The following is a 17,497-nucleotide window of genomic DNA, read 5'->3' on the forward strand; positions in this document are numbered from 1 at the left end:
TAAAAATTCTTCCCCTGCTTCCCCTGCTTCCCCTGCTTCCCCTGCCCCCTGCCCCCTGCTCCCTGCCCCCTCCCGATCCCAAAACAGTATTTTGGGCAACAAATTGCACTCCTAACGTGATATTGGTATTACAGCGACTCAATCTCTATCTATCAGTTAACAAGCATTATGGGTTTTGCAGACCTATCAATCGCAGAGATAGCAGCCGACTACAGCATTCCTGTAGAAGAAGTGTTTTCTCTGTGCAACCAACTGGGAATCGCCTACAAACACCAAAAGACCCGTTTGGCGTTAGAAGATGCAAAGGCAATTATTTCCCAAATATCGTGTGAAATACGCCCAAAAGGTACTAGCGACTCGGTGGGTGATCACGAAGTCACCTAAAGGGTTATCTCGGCTTTGGCTAATCACTGATAGCTAATGACAAAAAACAATGAGTCATTAGCAATTAGCAGCTTGGAGATTGAGAATCGCGTTCTTAGCTGTGTTGAGCGTCAAAATTTTTAAGGGGAAACATGTTTAGAAAACTAATTGGCGTTGTTGTGGCTACTGTTTTACTCTCGTTTCAGTTGATTGTCGGTAACGCGACAGCAGTGGAACTGGACAAAGCTACCCGAACAGTGCCATTAAATACTCAAGGTGATACCGTCGTACTCAGCCTTAAACAAGTCAAAGAAGGCAAACGCTTATTTAATAACGCTTGCGCCCAATGTCATGCTGGTGGAGTTACCAAGACAAACCAGAACGTGGGACTCACTCCAGAGGATCTGGCACTGGCAACACCCAACCGTAACAATGTTGAAGGCTTGGTGGATTACCTGAAAAATCCGACTACTTACGACGGGGAAGAAGAGATTTCTGAAATACACCCCAGTATCAAAAGTGCAGATATTTTCACAGTAATGCGAAATCTGACGGATGATGACTTGGAAGCGATCGCTGGTCATGTTCTCTTACAACCCAAAATCGTTGGCACTAAGTGGGGAGGCGGAAAAATCTATTACTAAATCCCGGAACTGAATCATTGGGAATAGGGAATAGGGCATTGGGCACTTGTACTGAGTTTCGACACTTCGGCTACGCTCAACTACCGCGAAGTCGTTGGCGCAGCCTCTCCAAGAGTTGTATTGGGCACTTGTACTGAGCGAAGCCGAAGTATTGGGCATTGGGAAGAATTCAGTCCCTATTCCCCATTCCCTATTCCCCACTAATTACACAGCTTTTTGCAATAAATTGCTCCCCATTCTTAAAAAAAAAATTGATCTATGACAATCTGTCATATTTGGCGTTTATTTTATTTAAAATGAGAAAGAGAAAAAAATTATTTGTTAGGAGACAGCCATGAAATTGATTTCGGCAAGCTGGCGACGCCTTGGTTTAGCTGTGTTGACAATCCTTTTAGTTGTTAGCAGCTTTGCTGTTTTTACTCCCAGCGCTTCTGCTGAAACCTACCAGGTGAAATTGGGTAGTGATAAAGGAATGCTGGCATTTGAACCGAAAAAGTTGACCATTAAACCAGGTGACACAATTGAATGGGTGAACAACAAAGTTCCTCCCCATAATGTTGTGTTTGATGCTGCCAAAAACCCCAGCAAGGACAAGGATTTAGCAAAATCTCTGTCTCATAAGCAACTTCTTATGAGTCCTGGTAAAAAGGAAACAACCACCTTTCCAGCAGATGCACCTGCTGGTGACTATACCTTCTACTGCGAACCTCACCGTGGGGCTGGCATGGTTGGTACAATCACTGTCCAAGGCTAGAAACACCAGCCTTTGATACAAGATGATTACTCAGTTAAATTAACTCATCGCAACACGCCACACTCCTAGAGTGACGCACAAAATCCATAATGGCGGTAACGAGTCCTATCCTCCCCTAAGACGCTAAATAACCTGTGGCGATGGAGGGGTGAACTCGTTACCGCCAATTTTGATCAAATTTGACTTACTCAGTGATTAATCGCGTTTATACTCTTGCTGGAGGCTTGTTGCGAGGAAATTCTGTTGAGAATACTTTTATTAATTCTACTGTCGGCGATCGCTCTATTCAAATTCACATTCATTAGTCCAGCACTAGCTGCCGAAACATCCAACGGTGCTAAAATTTTCGAGGCTAACTGTGCTTCTTGCCATATAGGTGGCGGTAACATCCTGATTATCCAGAAAACTTTGAAAAAGGAAGCATTGTCAAAGTACCTAGAAAATTACGATCGCGATTCAATTGAGGCGATTATCCACCAAGTGCAAAATGGTAAAAATGCGATGCCTGCCTTTAAAGCCAAGTTAAGTGCTGAGGAGATTCTGGAGATAGCTGCTTACGTTTTTCAGAATGCAGAACAAGGCTGGTAAATTAGCGATACCATCTACTTCTTGTGGGGTGGGCAGCGTTCGACTGAGCGCTCACGCCGAAGTCTTGCCCGCCCTAATTAGTTAACTATATGTATATATATGACGAACTAGCGATCGCCAGTTCGTCAACTGCTAAGGCGATTTCTGATGAAAAAAATACCCATGTTGACGAGTTTCGACAACTCTTGGAGACGCCACGCGTAGCTTGCTTCCCCGCAGGGGTACGCTCAACTCTCGACCACTCAGTTGGTTGAGCGAAGTCGAAACCAACGGCTATGTTAATTTTATTCCTAGAATTCACCTAAAAACGATATTTCCAAGATGAATGATAAATTTACAATTTTTATCATTCATCGCTTTGAGCTTGTTTCTTAATCCAAAATCACCACCGAGTGATTATTTGTCTGGATTAGATTTTTTTCTGTTTTCCTTCACTTGGCGTAATCGTTCTACTAATTTTTGCTCCGATCCAACAGAGGGCGTAGACTGAGTATTATTGACTCTCGGTAGTAATAACGGTTCGGAAGTAGTGGGTGACGATGAAGGTGTGAACTGGTTATTTATGATTGGCAGTTCAGATAATGGCTTAGAAGTAGCTGCTGGTGAGGGGATAAGCTGGTTGTTATTGATTCCCGGTGCAGCTAATGGCTTAGAAGTAGCTGCTGGTGAGGGGATAAGCTGATTGTTATTGATTCCTGGTGTAGCTAATGCAGAGGGATTTTGCTCTTGATTAGTCCCAGTGGTATTGCTAGTGTTGTTTTGGAAATGTAGGTTAAATGGATAGGAACTAATCTGTTTATCTCCCTTGGGGGATTGCTTATTGAAGTATTCCCTTGCTTTTAATTGCAATTCTGGGGAAAGTAACTTGTCTTGAAACTTGATATCTAAGACTTTACCATCAGGATCTACCACTAATACACCCAAAACAGCACCTTGAAGATTCGGCTTATCCGTAGATAATATTTGCCGGATGACTGGTTTTTGTTCAGCGTTGGGGTATTCTTGCTGAACTTCTTTTCTCAGCTTTGCGTAGGAGTCTAGTTGGGCGATCGCCACTTGAGTTCTCTTCGCTGATAAATCGCCTGTCTGGGGCGTGGTTCCCCTCGTTCCGATTAAAGTATTTCCACTCCTGGGAGCTTGTTTTAGAGAGTTTATCAGTGAGTTTTGAGAAATTCTAGACGCATCATTAGCCGGTTGCGTCATTATTTGTGAACTTATATTTCCCTGTGCTGTTGTAATGGGGCTAGTGGTTGTAATGGGACTAGTGTCAGATAAGTTTTGAGATTGGACATTTTGCAGAAGATCATTAGATATTTTCTGCGGCTGCAATTCTGGCAACCTATTTAGAGTCAGAGGCTTAGGTGGCTCATAATTGGTGGCAATGTTATTCACACGAGGAACTGATGGAGAGAATTTGGGGGTGTTATTAAATTTAGAACTGTCAAATTTAGAGGCATCAAATCGCAAATTATCACTAGGAATCATCCGCAAAGACTGCCTTGTAGGTAAGGAGGAGACCTGATAGTTATTCGACGATGCGGGTAGCGGAGGCAGTACTAGCTGACTGGATGGTGGGGGTGCTAATGGCGATAATCCACCTTGGGCGCTAAAATTCGGAGCAGAAAGTGGCGCGACTGGGGGGAATTGTTGTAAGCCAATTTGGGGTGTGGTTTGCGGCAAACGGTTTTGGTCGGCTTGGCTCAATTCCAAAAGTCCGACTGGTTTAGATGATGCTGTTTCTTTGGGTTTGTTAGAGTCCATAGGCATCAATGGCACAATCATGGCGATCGCACCGTGGATACCAAGGGAAGCTATAGCTGCTATCCCAATTGGCTGGCTTAAGATATCTGGTATATTTTTCAGCAGGGAGACGTAAGACATAGCTATTATCGTTCACTCGACTCAGTTACAGTTGACTACCGATTTTCTCTTTCCGACTATATTCCAATATCCTGAAAGAGATGGGTTCCTCTAAGGAAATAATAACTTCCTCTGTTGGCAATCAAAATGCCAAAATCGCCATTTATTCAAGTTTTATAACAAACACAATTCAGGAGTCAGGAGTCAGAATTCAGTTGGGTATTCTCTACCACTAGTGGATGAATCAAGGGGTTTAAATTCCCTACTCTTTGATTCTGACTTCTTCTTTAATCAATGACGCTGTATCATATCTTCAAAATTTGAGCTTGCTAAAGAGATATTTGAAAAATTACTACCTTTGATTTTTTATTTTTATGACGCACACAAATTAAAATTAATATCTGGGAGATTTATAAAGCTTAAGTCAACGTACAAGTCTGATTTCATCAAAACATCTGCTGAAGTTGCCTTGTTTTTCTACTGTCTTCCAGCTAACCACGCTTCTGTAACAGATGGCACAGTTGCTTGTCCAATACTAGTCCCTATGTAAAAATACTACCACATCGGCAGTCTCTCAAACTGTTGCAATTTGTACAGTTTTATTGACAATTCTAGCTTCTGAATCATGATTGCTTGTTCCTCAAAAAAGTTCAGACCCTCAATCATCGCATCCAAAATTTAAAATGCCTTTACCGATAGTTATTTTACCTGGATATCTAGAAGGCGCGATCGCTTATCGCCAACTAGAACAATCCCTACAAGAATTAGATTTTGCCACGGTTACAGTACCACTGCGACGGCGTGACTGGTTTCCCACTCTGGGAGGGAGACCCGTAACCCCTATTCTGCAACAACTTGATCGCACGATCAAGCAAACATTGCAACAACATGATGCTACTCAAGTTAATTTGATCGGTCACTCAGCCGGGGGTTGGATATCCCGCATCTATATGGGGGAAAAGCCTTATTTGACACGCCCTGATGTCAAACCATTTCTCTGGGAAGCCCATCCTCTGGTTGCTACTCTCATCACCTTGGGTACACCCCATATTAGCCAAGAACGCTGGACACGCTTCAATCTAGATTTTGTCACCAATAATTACCCAGGAGCTTTTTACAAAAACGTTCGTTATGTTTGTGTGGCTGGCAAAACTATCTTTGGCCAAAGGCGGCCTGGTAGTTGGTTAGCTTACAGTAGTTATCAATTAACCTGTGGTCAGGGTAACACTTGGGGAGACGGAATCACGCCCATCGAAGCTGCTCATTTAGAAGGTGCAGAAAATCTGGTGATTGAAGGTGTGATGCATTCTCCGAGAAGTCCTGGGATTTGGTATGGTTCACCAGAACCCTTAAAAGCTTGGGTGAAATATTTGATTTGAAAAACTTTATTTTTCTTTGAGAAATACAAAATTTATTAATATTTCTTAGCTAAAATCGTAATAGTAATAAATACTTAGTTAAGAACAGGAGGGGTGAACTATGCAAAGCACCCAGTTCGATAAGATTTTCCGACGAATAGCGACGATATTATCAGTCGTGATTCTGACTCTGTGTTTAATTTATGTCTCTACCGGAATTTTGCTTGCTTTTTACTATGAGCCGACAGCAGGCGGGGCTTATAACTCCTTAAAGATGATTAATACACAACTGCCATACGGTTGGCTGTTTTGGAGAGCGCATAATATTGCTGGTAACGCGGTAATTGCGATCGCTCTAATTCAAATTGTGGTGATGTTTTTAGGTCGGCAATTTCGCAATAGCTGGCTGGCTGCTTGGATTAGCGTGATTTTGCTCACCCTAAGTGCCATCGGGCTAGATTGGACAGCGATGATTTTAGATTGGACTCAGGAAGGTTACTGGCGTTTTAACATTGAGCTAGGAACCATCCAAGCTATTCCTTTCATTGGTGGGCAACTGCGCGACATCCTAACCGGTGGTGGAGCAATTAACACAGTTACCGTTGAACACCTTTACACAATCCACAGTTATCTGATTTCCGTAGCGACACTAATTCTTGCCATAGTACATTTGTCTGCTTTACTCTGGCAGGAATCGCAAGCGGAGTTAGAAGTTAGGAGTTAGGAGCAATTCAATTTTAGATTTTGAATTTTGGATTTTAGATTGAAGGAAAAATCTAAAGTCTAAAATCTAAAATGGGCTGAGGGATAGGTCTTCAACCTCTGGTAACTTTTCTAGCGATAGGGGAGTGGATTGGGTGGCACCAGATAAGCGTTTTAAAAGGCTAGGTCTGGGATCATACAATAGATAGATAATGCGATCGCCAATTTCCCAATCTTGGTTAACTGACATTACCTGTAAGCGTTCTTCTCGTTCTACCAATAGCGGTATCAACACCCCAGTCCGAATCTTCTCTTGGATGCGATCGCATTGACTAGAAAACTCCAACTCATCTAGCGTAGTTGTCCCCAGCTTGACTCGCCCATCATTCAGATATTCATTCCAAGTTTTAATCCCTAAGTCTGGGATAAAAGCTTGATTAACTTTATTACTAACCGAAGTACTCGACTGGGGATCGCGGGGGAAAACAGCTAAGACACGCGGCGGATTAAATTCCTCAGCTGCTCGTTGAGCTAAAACAAAATTCACCTCGCCATTACTTGTCATCGCCAAAAAAGTACCCATAGAGGCAAGTCCTGCCTCTTCCAAAACAACAGCATCTAAGGCACTGCTGGCAATCACCCGTAGATTTTGCGCCTGGGCTTGCACAAGACAGTCGGGGTCAGTATCAATCATCACCACGTTTTCTCCCCGTTCTTGAAAGAACCGGGCAATCAAAAGACTCAAGGGATTACAACCCACAATCACTGCCCCAGTTGCATCTTTAGAGGTGATTTGTAGCCAGTTAGCCACCCAGCCAGCTGTTAGCCCTTGACAGACAACAGTCATGATAATTGTCAGGAATACCAGAGCTTTGATGGAATCACCACCGTTAATGCCACGCTGTGTTAGGGAAATCGCAAAAAAAGAAGCGACGGAGGCGGCAACAATTCCTCTCGGAGCAACCCAGCTTAAAAATAATTTCTGTCGCCAGTTTAGATCGCTGTTCCAGGTACACAAGAGGATATTAATCGGGCGAACGACAAACATTAATACCAAAACAGTGAATAAACTACCCCAACCCAAAGCAAACACACTCGCAATGGATAGGTCAGCAGCTAATAAGATAAATAGCACCGAGACACTGAGAATTGTCAGCTGACCCTTAAAACTTCGCAAAAGACGTTCTTCTGGGACTGAGGAGTTAGCAAATACAGCTCCTGCAACTACTGTTGTCATTACTCCAGATTCGCTGCGGATCATTTGCGATAAGGTAAACAGGCTCCAAAGTATCGCCAACACCACTAAGTTTTTTAGCTCGAATGACAGAAAACTGGCGCGTTTGAAAATCAAACTCATCAGATAACCGCCAGCCCCACCAATTGCCGCGCCAACACCCAGGCGCATCAGTAAACCGACGATCGCATTAATTGGGTCAGCATCGCCGTTTAAAATGGTATCGAGGACAACGAAGGCGAGGATAGCCCCTACAGGGTCAATTAAAACCCCTTCCCCTTCCAAAAGTGTTGCTACTTGCCGATCTACATTGATTTGTTTGAGCAAAGGGCCAACGACGGTTGGCCCTGTCACCACAACTATGGAAGCGTAGAGAAAAGCTATGTTCCAGGGAAATTCCCCCAGCCAGTGGGCTGCCATACTCCCACCAAGCAATGTGATTAGTGTTCCTTGAGTGACAAGCAATTGCAAGCTGACTGAAACTCTGCCTAGCTCTCGCAGATCCAAATTAAGTCCGCCTTCAAACAAAATTATTGCCGTTGCTAAGGCGACAATAACTTCCAGCCCAGTGCCTAAGGAATGGGGATGCAATAGCCCTATGCCATCGGAGCCAAACAAAATGCCCAACAGCAATAACAAGACGATACTGGGTATGCGAAGGTATGCAGCCAGCACTTGGGCGCTAATGCCTGCAAAGACAGCGATCGCCATCTGGATGGTGATTTCAAAAGATGCTTCCATATTGTAGATTTTGAGCGATTTATTTCAAAATCCTTTGTAAAAAACCGTAGATATTAAATCTACAGGGTACAACATCATACCCTTTGTTCCTTGCTGTCTTTAGCGTTTTTTATATCTGTGTATCCCCTGAAATTGCGATCGCCACACCGTGACGCACCCTCCACCTTCTGGCAGAAGCATCTACGGAATTCTTTTTGTGTCTCCATATCTTTGTATCCTCTTCAAGCTTTTATCTGCACCCAGTTTAGCTGCCACAAACTTTTTTTTGCAAAAGCTGTTGACAACTGCAAGAAAATTCGTTACCTTATAAAAGGTCTGAGTCTGATGCCCCCATCGTCTAGAGGCCTAGGACACCTCCCTTTCACGGAGGTAACGGGGATTCGAATTCCCCTGGGGGTACTTAAAAACAATAAAAGCAGAAGCTTTTTTGTTTGAAATTTACAAAATTAAAACCATCATCCATGAACAAGCCTGGATGATGGTTTAATTGTTATACATACGGTTCTTTGCTGGCTAGCTCTTCTACGCGTTGGTGAATAGCCAGGAGGTTTAACCGCAGATCCTTACCAAGGCGATTTTCAATGATTCCTACTGGCATAGTGAGTTTAGGCCAAACTTGAATTGTGTAGGACAGATTTGTTCCTATATACTCACCGAAGGAATAAGGCTCTAAGCACCAGCTACCAGAAAAGCCTTTAAAATCTCCCTCTACCATACGGAAATTAATTTCTTTGGGGAAGCATTCTTCCAAATCCAGAACTACCCGCGCACAAAATTTGAAATTCAGTAAGCGCTGGGAGCCTACTTGCTCCAGTCGAATCCCACCATTGGGATGCTCGATTAAACGACTCTTGGCAAGGTTGGGAAGGAAGTCAGGTAAGGCTTCATAATCTGTCAGAACCTTCCAGATTTGCTCCACTGGTTGGGGGATTTGGATTTTGGCAGTAATTTGCCTCTGTCGCTCTGCTATTTTCTCAATTTGAATTTCTACCTTAGCAGTTTCATCCCCTTCTCGGTTGGTGTCATCAGTGGGAGACTGAAAATCAAGGTTCTCTGTTGCGTTCTGTTGTTTAGTCACTTTCAGAATTATGGTTTGCTTTCGTCAGAAAATTGGGGCAGAGTCAGGGTGAAGCAAATTTCGCTTTGTTCCGAATCCGGGATTGGGAGACTTTGAACCGCGATCGCTCCATTCAAATGCTGTACTAAAGACTTAACTAGAGCAAGTCCCAAGCCTGTCCCTGGAGTCCAACGCCCTTTTCCGCGACGGAACTTGTCAAAGATGTAGGTGGCTTCTTCTTCAGAGATGGCGCGTCCTGTATTCGTCACCTTTATGATAACTTGATCAATTTGTTGATCAACTCGGTGAGCCGCTTCAAAGCGAACCATTGTATCATGCTCTGAGTATTTACAGGCATTAGTTAACAATTCTTGTAGAATCCGGTCAAAACTCTCCAGTTCAGTTTGCAGTTTTAGCGATTCCTCTGGTAAATCTACAGAAAACCTTAATCCCTTTTCTGCGAGTTTTTTCTCAAAAGATGCTGCTATATCCTGGATTCTAGTATTTAAATCTATAGATTGTAATAGCGGAGCTTCGTGAGGCGATTCTAGTTTTTGGAGTGTCAACAAGTCATTAATCAAGTTAATTTCCTTTGTACATTCCTGCTCTAGGATATCCATATATCTAACTTGACGCTCTGGTGCTATTCCTGGCAAACGTAAGTTCCGAATTGACAACAGCATATTTGTCAGAGGATAGCGTAGGCGATCGCTCATGTTACTCAAAAATTCATCTTTGAGTTCATTAAGTTTCCGCAGTTGCTCAACATACTGCCGGGTTCTTTCATGCAACTTCGCTTGCAGTTCCAAACTACTCTGGAGTTTCGCCGTCCGTTCATCTACCAAAGTTTGCACTTGGCGCAATGTCTGTGACTGAATGATGGCATTACTCATTTGAGCGCAAACCATTTCCACAAGATTTAATTCTGCTGGTTGCCAATTGCGAATCACAGATTGCTGTAGCACTAAGAATCCCAAGATTTTACCTTGACTTTCTAATGGCATTAAAAGAACCGCAGGCAATTCCTGTATTGCAAATAATGGAGCAGCTGTCAAGGTCTCATTTTCGTCTGTATAGTCATCGAAGATGACTGGCTTTCCAGAATCCATGAAGGCACGCTGGCATAAACCACACTCTGAAACCAAGAAAGACTTAGCTAAGGTGTCTAGTTCATTAGTGGGGGAACTTTGTGTTTCCTTAGCCCATTCAGCGTTCACAGTAGCTCTGGCTTTAGGAATTTGTTTTTTAGCTTGAGTCCTAAATAGGGGATCTGTATATTTTAGTAAAATGAGCAAACCCCGATCTGCCTGGAGAGATTCGACTGTCGAGACGACAACTAACTGGAGCATTTGATTCAGCTCCAAGTTGCTGCGACTCAACAAGGTTAACTGCTTGATCAAGCTTTGATGCTGGTTGCTCTTTTGCACGTACTGTTCTTGATGAGCAATTAATTGAGCTTGTGCCACTCCCGCAAAAGCGATCGCGCAAGCCGACTCCACTTCTTTGAGCAGTTGTTTTTCTGATTCACTCCATTCATAAGGTTGGAATTTAATCAGATTAATCACTCCGTTATTATTGCCACCAAAGCGGGTGGGAATTGCCAAAACTGCTTTGATTGGTAGTGGTAAAGACTGACACCCAATTACCAGACTGTTCTGAATGATGGAAATGTCTTCAATAGTCAATGGTTGGGCAGCACATTGCAGCACTGGGGAGTGCATAAGCAACTGTTCCATCGAAAACATCTCTTCTGGGTGTGGCAACCCGATATACTCATCAGCACACCAATTAGTAGTAGTCGCTTCGTCGGATGTCTCACCCGTTACTGAAACCAAGCAGCAGCAATCTACTTCAAAAGCAACTCCTAGCAATTGGGCAATATCTTGCAGCATCAATGCCGTCGCCGAGCTATTGGCAATGATTTGGTTAATCTTTTGTACCAACTGGCGGGCACGTTCTTCCTGATGATGCATCAGCTTGACTTGATAAGGTTGTAGTCGATCTATGTCATCTACGTAATATGGCGAGGATGATAAAGGTTTTTTCATTCTTGGCACGCCCTCGGATAATCACCCAATTGTTTCTGCACCCAACTTCTTGGCATATTCTTCACCGTTAGTTGTGTTGCGACACCCTGATAATTGACAAATCTGGTCTGAATACTTTCTCTCACCTGTTATAGCCCTTTTCTATCTCAGATGGCCAAATTTCCACTGCATCAAGCAAATTGCTACAGTGTTAGATAAGTAATAGAATATTTAAGATATCCTATAAATGCTTCAGTTAGCTTATTTTTAACTGCTCTATGTTGAAATAATTCACTAACTTTATCCTGCCTGTAAGTATACATAAACCGTAATTTCTCTGGAATTCCAGCAAAATTACCCTTCAAAACACGTAAAATTACTTAACTTACTTTATAAATCTTTATTACATTTTTTATTAAAACTAGTAAGTTTAACAAGTTACTCTTTTATCTCCGTAACCTCAGTAAAATATTAATAAAGCTAAATTTGGAATGCAGCCCAGTTATTAGTGATAATAACTGGGCTGCATTCGTCTGAATATTAAGACTATCCAGCCAAGCTCTCGACACTCAGAGGAACCATGTCGCCATTCCTCGTCAGTCCTAACAACATCGGTTGTTGGGCTTGAATTAGTTGACCTGTGAGTACACAGCGTTCTTCCTGCTGGGCTGTGGCAGCGATACTAGCTCGAATGTCAGTTCGGGAAAATCGAGGCTTCCACTCACCTGATTTTTGCTGGACATAATTCCAAAGGATATCTCGGATTAGAGCTTGATATCCCTGATTCCCAGCTATTTCTTTGAGTTTATCTTTGAGTTCCCGCTCTAGGCGAATGCTGGTAACTTCCATATCGGTGGTTGGGGTGCGGGCGATCGTATGCATGACTTTTTCTCCTTAAAGGTATAGACAGGATAGTAATACAAGTGTAGTATGTTTAAAGGAATCTTCAATAGGTGAAATTTTCTGTGAAACCCATTTACCCCATATCTACTTCTATTTTATGTACCACCAATTGCCGAGCCAGTTGGGAATCAGCTGCTATGGGAGTGGAGTATTTATTTATGGGCGATGGTAGCCGAAATCATGGGCAAATCACAGAGGGCAATTATGATTCTAGACATCTCGGCATTAGTGCGCTGATTGCAAAACCAGAACTAGATGGACAAAGCGGGGGGTACAGACAAAGGAATACTGTACCGATATGAGACCAGAAAATTTTCCGGTCAATTCTAACCCCCGCTTCAGCCAAAACTTGAAGCGGGGGTTTTTTTATAAGGAGTTAAGTCTGTGACGATATCTTCCAGGCGCGGCGCGATCGCAATGCAAGTGTTAGAGCAATCTGTGGTGGTGTTTTCGCAAAATTACTTGCCACTGTGTCAGGTCAATATCAAGCGGGCAATTGTGCTGTTAGTAACCAACAAAGCCCAACCCCTTGGTTTGACCACAGAAGGCGGGTGGCGAGTTCACTCACCCAATTTGGTAATCGATGTACCAAAACACATTCGCTTGACAATCACTTCTAATGAGCGGATGTGGAAAGTTCCGCCAGTGAATCGGCGGGAAGTGTTACGACGAGACCATCACAATTGCCAATATTGCGGTAGCGGCAAACATTTAACGCTAGATCATGTGATGCCGCGTTCTAAAGGCGGTTCTCACAGTTGGGATAACGTAGTCACAGCTTGTGAGAGATGTAACTCCCGTAAAGGCGATCGCACCCTGTTTGAAGCTGGTATGCAACTGCGTACCAAACCAAAAGCGCCAATGCACCCCGCGATTTCTTTTGCTGAACAGTTTTGGATAGATATGCAAGCAAACCTGGAATAACAGGAGAGCATAAGGAATGCTGAAATTAACTTACACTGAAAGCAGTTTTGATTTGGAATGTGTCACTCTGTCGCTAGAAGAATGGGTAGCGCAGCGAGTGATTTTAGCCCTGCGAGTTGGGCAAAGTTTATGCATTGAACCCAGTACCGCTTCCTTTTTGCTTCCCGTTGATTTGCCAGGAGTAGAAGTACTCAGGGCTGAGGTAAAAAGAGATGACAGAGAAATTATTGCCCTCTGTGCCTGTGACACCGAATATATGGAAGTCACTCTGCGGGGTTCTTGGCTATCAGATAGTTCTAAGGATGCGGTGGGTGTGTTTGTCACCACTATAAGCGATCGCGCCGAGTTCTTTTTGCACAAACTTTGGCAAGAAGCTCAAGAAAGTAGTGCTTCTGTAGTCAGCGAATAAACAAAATAGTCGGGTGACTCTATTTTGGATTTTGGATTTTAGATTTGTTCTCACTTTGAAATTCAGGGGTAACTCTTGGAGGCGCTGTAAGAACAGACTTTTTTGGATTTTGGATTATTAAATCCAAAATCCAAAATTTAAAATCAGGTGTGCTTCATTTGCAGTAGTTCGGGAATTGTCACAAATCGGTAGCCTTGCTGTTTGAGTCCACTGATGATTTGTGGCAAAGCTTCTACAGTTCTGCGGCGATCGCCACCACCATCATGCATTAAAACAATGAAACCAGGTTTCGCACCTTTCAGGACATTATTTACAAATGCCTGGGGTTTGGCGTGAGGATCGGTATCAGCTGAAGTTAGCGACCACATAATTACAGCGTCCTTCTGGCTTTTAGCATAAGCAGCTAATCCGTTGTTTAAAAAGCCTCCAGGAGGACGAAATAGAAAAGTTTTGACTCCTGTAGTTTTGTATATCAGATCAGATGTGCGATCGATTTCATTCTTGGCTGTGGCTTCATCCATTCGCCGATACCAATGATGCCAAGTATGGTTGCCAATGGCGTGTCCCTCGGCTACTTCACGCTTGGCTAGGTCGGGATTTGCTTGTAAAGCTTGTCCTACCCAAAAAAATGTTACTTTAACATTATTTTGCTTGAGGATATCCAGCATTTCTAGGGTTGTTTTTGGCCAAGGTCCATCATCAATGCTTAAAGCAATAACCTTTTCGTTATTGCTGGGTTGGACCTTATAAACTGTTTTTCCCTGAAATTTAGCTGGGACTGTAAAGGTAGGGTTTTCTACTTTGGCTGATGGCGGTAGCTGGGCATTAATTTGGCCCTTTGCTGGATCTTGAACTTGTGCAGTACGGATTTTGCTTACTGGCTGGTTCAACCCCGATTGTGGGGAGGTACCTGGAGCAATACTACAAGCTGTAATACTAGAGGCGATCGCGACAATACTAATTATCTTTTGTCGCATGAGGTAGTTATCTGTCACGTCAGGCTTTTAAAGACTCACCCAATCATAAGCTGTAGTTTTACTTTTCAGAGGGTTTAGCAAATTGAAATCTCAGTGCAGCAGCTTTTCTAGACAATTTTAAAAAAACTTTCTAAAACCCCTTGACACCTTCTGTAGTATTTTGTAGTATAAATGTAGTGAAGTGAAAGACAAAGCTTCTCAAGGGTCAAAGTCATGTTCTACATACAACTAAAACAGAGGCGCTGGAATCAACCAGAGTCCCCAGGCAAGAAAGTTGCTCCTACTTGCAAACCATCGGCAGTAGAGGCAATAAACGAAAAAAGTTCTAATTTTGCACTCATCAAAACCACTGAATACATCCGTAATATACAACAGGCTTGCTACCTAGAGTTTCGGTTGTTTTCCTAACAGTTTATAACAGTTAAAAGTAAATTTTCTGAACCTTGAAAACTAAATAAGAAATGGGCAAGTTCACCAACAAAATTTGTGCCTAAAAACCTCAAAGTTTAGGCACAGATTCCAAAAAATCGGGGTGTAGCTCAATTGGCTAGAGCGTTCCGTTGTCTGCGGAAATGTTGCGGGTTCAAATCCCGTCACCCTGGTTGCAGTCCTGTAGGCGAATAGTTTAAGCCGTCAGCCCCTCAAGCTGAAGATTGCGAGTGCAAATCTCGTCAGGACTCCCAAATGGTCAGGTAGCCAAGTTGGTAAGGCGTTGGTCTGCAAAACCGATTAGCGCGGGTTCAAATCCCGCCCTGACCTCTGGTGCGATCGCAGCGTAGCTTAATTAGCAAAGCCCCAGGTTCATACCCTGGTATATGCGGGTGCAAATCCCGCCACTGCCACCAAATGCAGGGATAGTGTAACGGTAACACCTCGTGACTCCAAATCCGATGTTCTAGGTTCAAATCCTAGCCCCTGCGTCAGACAATTTGGGATTTTAGATTGCCAATTTTAGATTAAATTTTTTAATCCCAAATCTAAAATTTAAAATCCAAAATTCCAATTATGCCCTCGTGGACGAATGGTTAAGTCAGTGTTCTTTCAAAGCACAGATGCGAGTTCAATTCTCGTCGAGGGAATGATTATGGGTCGGTGGCCGAGTCTGGCTGAAAGCGACAGTCTGTAAAACTGTTCTTTTTTGCGCGCAGGTACCCTTCCCTTCGGGACGCTCCGCGAACGGGAAGCAAGCTACAAATCCTGCTCGACCCACTATGGAGAGGTGGCTGAGTGGCTAAAAGCGTCCTCCTGCTAAGAGGAAGCGGGTAATTAATACCCGTCGCAGGTTCAAATCCTGTCCTCTCCGTTTTGAGAGTGTGGTGTAACTGGATAACATCTCAGTCTACGAAACTGAAGACGTGAGGGTTCAAATCCCTCCACTCTCGCTCTTTAGATGATCTCTTCTTCTATCCCTCGGTAGCTCAGTTGGTAGTTAGCGCCTGTTTGAAAAACAGGAGGTCGTCGGTTCGATTCCGACCTGGGGGGCTTCGTTGCCTCATAGCTCAATGGTAGAGCAAGCGGCTGTTAACCGCGCGGTTGTAGGTTCGAGTCCTACTGAGGCAGCCATTCATTGCCGGGTGGACGAATTGGTAAGTCGCATCGCTCTGAACGATGAGGTTGCAGGTTCAAACCCTGCCCTGGCAATAAAGCCCTGTGGTGTAATTGGCAACATAGCGCCCTTTGAAGGCGAAGATTCCAGGTTCGAGTCCTGGCGGGGCTGCCAAACTCTGCTCTTGTAGCCCAACTGGAAGAGGCTGCCGTCTCAAAAACGGTAAGTTGTGGGTTCGATTCCCACCAAGAGTACCAAACTTTGCTCCTGTAGCCCAATTGGAAGAGGTGGCAGACTTAAAATCTGTTTGTTTGTGGGTTCAACTCCCACCAGGAGTACTAAGCTCTCGTGGCGGAACGGAAGACGCGCTAGACCGAGGATCTAGTTTTTTGCAGGTTCAAATCCTGTCGGGAGTACCAAAATATCTGGATGTGGCGCAGATGGGAGCGCGGGAGTTTTGGGAACTCCAGGTCGTAGGTTCAATCCCTACCACTCAGACTTTGCCCTTGTAGCCCAACGGAAGAGGCGCTTCGCTTAGAACGAAGAGGTTGCTGGTTCAAATCCAGTCAGGGGTATTGGTGAATATACGGGGATAGAGCAACAGTGGCTCGTGGGGCTGCATAACCTGAGGCAGGTTCGACTCCTGCCCCCGTCACCAAAATTAGTGCTGGTGTAGCTCAATTGGCAGAGCAACTGACTTGTAATCAGTAGGTTGCAGGTTCAATTCCTGTTACCAGCTTGATGCGGGTGTGATGTAATCGGTAGCATCTGAGTACGCCATACTCAGTACGTGGGTTCAACTCCCTCCACTCGCTTGCGTAGTCCTGTAACTCAATTGGTAGAGTGTCTTCCTTACAAGAAGAATGTTGCGGGTTCAATTCCTGCCAGGACTACCAATTCAAGCCCTCATCGTTAAGTAGTAACTTATTTAATGGGTCTGTAGCTTAACTGGGAAAGCGTCTGCCTTGCAAGCAGAAAGATGTCGGTTCAAATCCGACCAGTATCCACCGATGGTATCTGAAGCCAAAGTGGTCGAGGCGCTGGTTTGTGGAACCAGTCATAGCGGGTTCAAGTCCCGTCAGGCACCCTTGAATGGAAGATGCTGCTGAATGGACGGCAACCAAGCTTGAACCTTGGAGTACGGGCAACTGTAGGGGTTCGATTCCTCCATCTTCCTCTTTTCCACCTGAAGCCGAAAAGTGAGGCGCTGTGCTGATAACACAGAAATAGGAGGGGCAGTACCTCCCTGGTGGATTTATATCTAATGTTGGTATTACAAATCGCACTTGCTCATTTCTTTTTCAAATTAACTAGGGTGGTTGGCATACCGGCTGTGCATCTAGCTCTTAACCCGCAGAAATAGGTTAAACCCCTATACCACCCACTAAACAATTCAAAATTCAAAATTCA

The 17,497-nt window shown here is 43.9% G+C and carries 17 protein-coding genes and 26 tRNA genes; 37 read left to right on the forward strand and 6 right to left on the reverse strand.

The features are described from left to right. The first annotated feature begins 168 nt into the window (after positions 1-168). The 5 genes from V7K50_RS12355 (at position 169) to V7K50_RS12375 (ending at position 2,603) form a co-directional block, all read left to right on the forward strand. Positions 169-384 (forward strand): hypothetical protein, encoded by a 216-nt coding sequence (locus tag V7K50_RS12355; protein WP_334960365.1) that lies wholly within the window; start codon positions 169-171, stop codon positions 382-384. 131 nt (positions 385-515) lie between these two features. Next, complete coding sequence (gene psbV, locus V7K50_RS12360) at positions 516-1,007, forward strand: photosystem II cytochrome c-550 (RefSeq protein ID WP_334960367.1); 492 nt, start codon at positions 516-518, stop codon at positions 1,005-1,007. Positions 1,008-1,341: 334 nt separating this feature from the next. After that, entirely contained in the window at positions 1,342-1,761 is a 420-nt protein-coding gene (gene petE, locus V7K50_RS12365) for a plastocyanin (RefSeq protein ID WP_334960369.1), read from the forward strand. Between the two features lie 243 nt (positions 1,762-2,004). Continuing rightward, positions 2,005-2,349: a cytochrome c6 PetJ gene (gene petJ / locus V7K50_RS12370; protein WP_334960371.1), complete on the forward strand. Its 345-nt coding sequence runs from the start codon at positions 2,005-2,007 to the stop codon at positions 2,347-2,349. Between the two features lie 89 nt (positions 2,350-2,438). After that, a complete protein-coding gene (locus V7K50_RS12375; RefSeq protein WP_334960372.1) occupies positions 2,439-2,603 on the forward strand; it encodes a hypothetical protein in 165 nt (54 codons plus the stop codon). A 142-nt stretch (positions 2,604-2,745) separates the two neighbouring features. Here the strand turns inward: V7K50_RS12375 and V7K50_RS12380 are convergent, their stop codons facing one another. Continuing rightward, a complete protein-coding gene (locus V7K50_RS12380; protein WP_334960375.1) occupies positions 2,746-4,230 on the reverse strand; it encodes a hypothetical protein in 1,485 nt (494 codons plus the stop codon). A gap of 662 nt (positions 4,231-4,892) precedes the next feature. Between V7K50_RS12380 and V7K50_RS12385 the strand changes: the two genes are divergently transcribed. Next, a complete protein-coding gene (locus V7K50_RS12385; RefSeq protein ID WP_334960377.1) occupies positions 4,893-5,588 on the forward strand; it encodes an esterase/lipase family protein in 696 nt (231 codons plus the stop codon). A 100-nt stretch (positions 5,589-5,688) separates the two neighbouring features. Further along, positions 5,689-6,291, forward strand: a complete 603-nt coding sequence (locus tag V7K50_RS12390) for a cytochrome b N-terminal domain-containing protein (protein ID WP_334960378.1) — start codon at positions 5,689-5,691, stop codon at positions 6,289-6,291. A gap of 66 nt (positions 6,292-6,357) precedes the next feature. On the opposite strand, the gene V7K50_RS12395 is transcribed toward V7K50_RS12390, so the two are convergent. Then, positions 6,358-8,244 carry a cation:proton antiporter gene (locus V7K50_RS12395; protein WP_334960380.1) on the reverse strand — a complete coding sequence of 629 codons (1,887 nt, stop codon included), beginning with the start codon at positions 8,242-8,244 and terminating at the stop codon, positions 6,358-6,360. A gap of 326 nt (positions 8,245-8,570) precedes the next feature. Here V7K50_RS12395 and V7K50_RS12400 point away from each other — a divergent pair. Continuing rightward, positions 8,571-8,643 (forward strand) — tRNA-Glu (locus V7K50_RS12400). A gap of 91 nt (positions 8,644-8,734) precedes the next feature. On the opposite strand, the gene V7K50_RS12405 is transcribed toward V7K50_RS12400, so the two are convergent. From V7K50_RS12405 to V7K50_RS12415, 3 genes are all read right to left on the reverse strand, one after another. Beyond that, positions 8,735-9,322, reverse strand: a complete 588-nt coding sequence (locus V7K50_RS12405) for an SRPBCC family protein (protein WP_334960382.1) — start codon at positions 9,320-9,322, stop codon at positions 8,735-8,737. An 8-nt stretch (positions 9,323-9,330) separates the two neighbouring features. After that, positions 9,331-11,349 (reverse strand): sensor histidine kinase, encoded by a 2,019-nt coding sequence (locus V7K50_RS12410; protein ID WP_334960384.1) that lies wholly within the window; start codon positions 11,347-11,349, stop codon positions 9,331-9,333. 525 nt (positions 11,350-11,874) lie between these two features. Beyond that, the gene (locus V7K50_RS12415; protein WP_334804360.1) at positions 11,875-12,210 is read right to left on the reverse strand and encodes a hypothetical protein; all 336 of its coding nucleotides are present in this window, start codon (positions 12,208-12,210) and stop codon (positions 11,875-11,877) included. Between the two features lie 71 nt (positions 12,211-12,281). On the opposite strand from V7K50_RS12415, the gene V7K50_RS12420 reads away from it, so the two are divergent. From V7K50_RS12420 to V7K50_RS12430, 3 genes are all read left to right on the forward strand, one after another. After that, positions 12,282-12,533 carry a hypothetical protein gene (locus tag V7K50_RS12420; protein WP_334960386.1) on the forward strand — a complete coding sequence of 84 codons (252 nt, stop codon included), beginning with the start codon at positions 12,282-12,284 and terminating at the stop codon, positions 12,531-12,533. Positions 12,534-12,648: 115 nt separating this feature from the next. Beyond that, complete coding sequence (locus tag V7K50_RS12425) at positions 12,649-13,155, forward strand: HNH endonuclease (RefSeq protein ID WP_334960467.1); 507 nt, start codon at positions 12,649-12,651, stop codon at positions 13,153-13,155. 16 nt (positions 13,156-13,171) lie between these two features. Beyond that, positions 13,172-13,564 (forward strand): alr0857 family protein, encoded by a 393-nt coding sequence (locus V7K50_RS12430; RefSeq protein WP_334960387.1) that lies wholly within the window; start codon positions 13,172-13,174, stop codon positions 13,562-13,564. Between the two features lie 143 nt (positions 13,565-13,707). On the opposite strand, the gene V7K50_RS12435 is transcribed toward V7K50_RS12430, so the two are convergent. After that, positions 13,708-14,559 (reverse strand): polysaccharide deacetylase family protein, encoded by an 852-nt coding sequence (locus V7K50_RS12435; RefSeq protein ID WP_442944585.1) that lies wholly within the window; start codon positions 14,557-14,559, stop codon positions 13,708-13,710. A 195-nt stretch (positions 14,560-14,754) separates the two neighbouring features. Between V7K50_RS12435 and V7K50_RS12440 the strand changes: the two genes are divergently transcribed. The 26 genes from V7K50_RS12440 to V7K50_RS12565 all read left to right on the forward strand — a co-directional run bounded on the left by V7K50_RS12440 (position 14,755) and on the right by V7K50_RS12565 (position 17,264). Then, positions 14,755-14,949: a hypothetical protein gene (locus V7K50_RS12440; protein ID WP_334960389.1), complete on the forward strand. Its 195-nt coding sequence runs from the start codon at positions 14,755-14,757 to the stop codon at positions 14,947-14,949. A gap of 120 nt (positions 14,950-15,069) precedes the next feature. Continuing rightward, positions 15,070-15,143: transfer RNA gene (locus tag V7K50_RS12445), tRNA-Asp, on the forward strand. Between the two features lie 4 nt (positions 15,144-15,147). Continuing rightward, a tRNA-Glu gene (locus V7K50_RS12450) sits at positions 15,148-15,224 on the forward strand. A gap of 3 nt (positions 15,225-15,227) precedes the next feature. Continuing rightward, positions 15,228-15,300 (forward strand) — tRNA-Cys (locus V7K50_RS12455). Positions 15,301-15,310: 10 nt separating this feature from the next. Continuing rightward, positions 15,311-15,386, forward strand: a tRNA-Met gene (locus V7K50_RS12460). A gap of 3 nt (positions 15,387-15,389) precedes the next feature. After that, positions 15,390-15,461: transfer RNA gene (locus V7K50_RS12465), tRNA-Trp, on the forward strand. Positions 15,462-15,549: 88 nt separating this feature from the next. Then, positions 15,550-15,620 (forward strand) — tRNA-Glu (locus V7K50_RS12470). A 7-nt stretch (positions 15,621-15,627) separates the two neighbouring features. Then, positions 15,628-15,750, forward strand: a tRNA-Tyr gene (locus tag V7K50_RS12475). Positions 15,751-15,754: 4 nt separating this feature from the next. Continuing rightward, positions 15,755-15,844 (forward strand) — tRNA-Ser (locus V7K50_RS12480). Positions 15,845-15,848: 4 nt separating this feature from the next. After that, positions 15,849-15,923: transfer RNA gene (locus tag V7K50_RS12485), tRNA-Arg, on the forward strand. 25 nt (positions 15,924-15,948) lie between these two features. Then, positions 15,949-16,023: transfer RNA gene (locus V7K50_RS12490), tRNA-Phe, on the forward strand. A gap of 6 nt (positions 16,024-16,029) precedes the next feature. Further along, positions 16,030-16,104, forward strand: a tRNA-Asn gene (locus V7K50_RS12495). Between the two features lie 5 nt (positions 16,105-16,109). After that, a tRNA-Gln gene (locus V7K50_RS12500) sits at positions 16,110-16,182 on the forward strand. 3 nt (positions 16,183-16,185) lie between these two features. Next, positions 16,186-16,261 (forward strand) — tRNA-Gln (locus V7K50_RS12505). Between the two features lie 6 nt (positions 16,262-16,267). Next, positions 16,268-16,344: transfer RNA gene (locus V7K50_RS12510), tRNA-Leu, on the forward strand. A gap of 6 nt (positions 16,345-16,350) precedes the next feature. Continuing rightward, positions 16,351-16,425, forward strand: a tRNA-Leu gene (locus V7K50_RS12515). A gap of 4 nt (positions 16,426-16,429) precedes the next feature. Next, positions 16,430-16,506 (forward strand) — tRNA-Leu (locus V7K50_RS12520). A gap of 6 nt (positions 16,507-16,512) precedes the next feature. Further along, positions 16,513-16,585: transfer RNA gene (locus V7K50_RS12525), tRNA-Pro, on the forward strand. Between the two features lie 4 nt (positions 16,586-16,589). Further along, positions 16,590-16,662, forward strand: a tRNA-Leu gene (locus V7K50_RS12530). A gap of 11 nt (positions 16,663-16,673) precedes the next feature. Continuing rightward, positions 16,674-16,745 (forward strand) — tRNA-Cys (locus V7K50_RS12535). A gap of 8 nt (positions 16,746-16,753) precedes the next feature. Beyond that, positions 16,754-16,826: transfer RNA gene (locus V7K50_RS12540), tRNA-Thr, on the forward strand. Between the two features lie 4 nt (positions 16,827-16,830). Then, a tRNA-Gly gene (locus V7K50_RS12545) sits at positions 16,831-16,902 on the forward strand. Positions 16,903-16,907: 5 nt separating this feature from the next. After that, a tRNA-Val gene (locus V7K50_RS12550) sits at positions 16,908-16,983 on the forward strand. Positions 16,984-17,020: 37 nt separating this feature from the next. Further along, a tRNA-Ala gene (locus V7K50_RS12555) sits at positions 17,021-17,094 on the forward strand. Positions 17,095-17,099: 5 nt separating this feature from the next. After that, a tRNA-His gene (locus tag V7K50_RS12560) sits at positions 17,100-17,175 on the forward strand. A gap of 6 nt (positions 17,176-17,181) precedes the next feature. Beyond that, positions 17,182-17,264 (forward strand) — tRNA-Ser (locus tag V7K50_RS12565). Positions 17,265-17,497: the final 233 nt, after the last annotated feature.

This window comes from Nostoc sp., assembly GCF_036917135.1.
In the GTDB taxonomy this organism is placed as follows: domain Bacteria; phylum Cyanobacteriota; class Cyanobacteriia; order Cyanobacteriales; family Nostocaceae; genus Nostoc.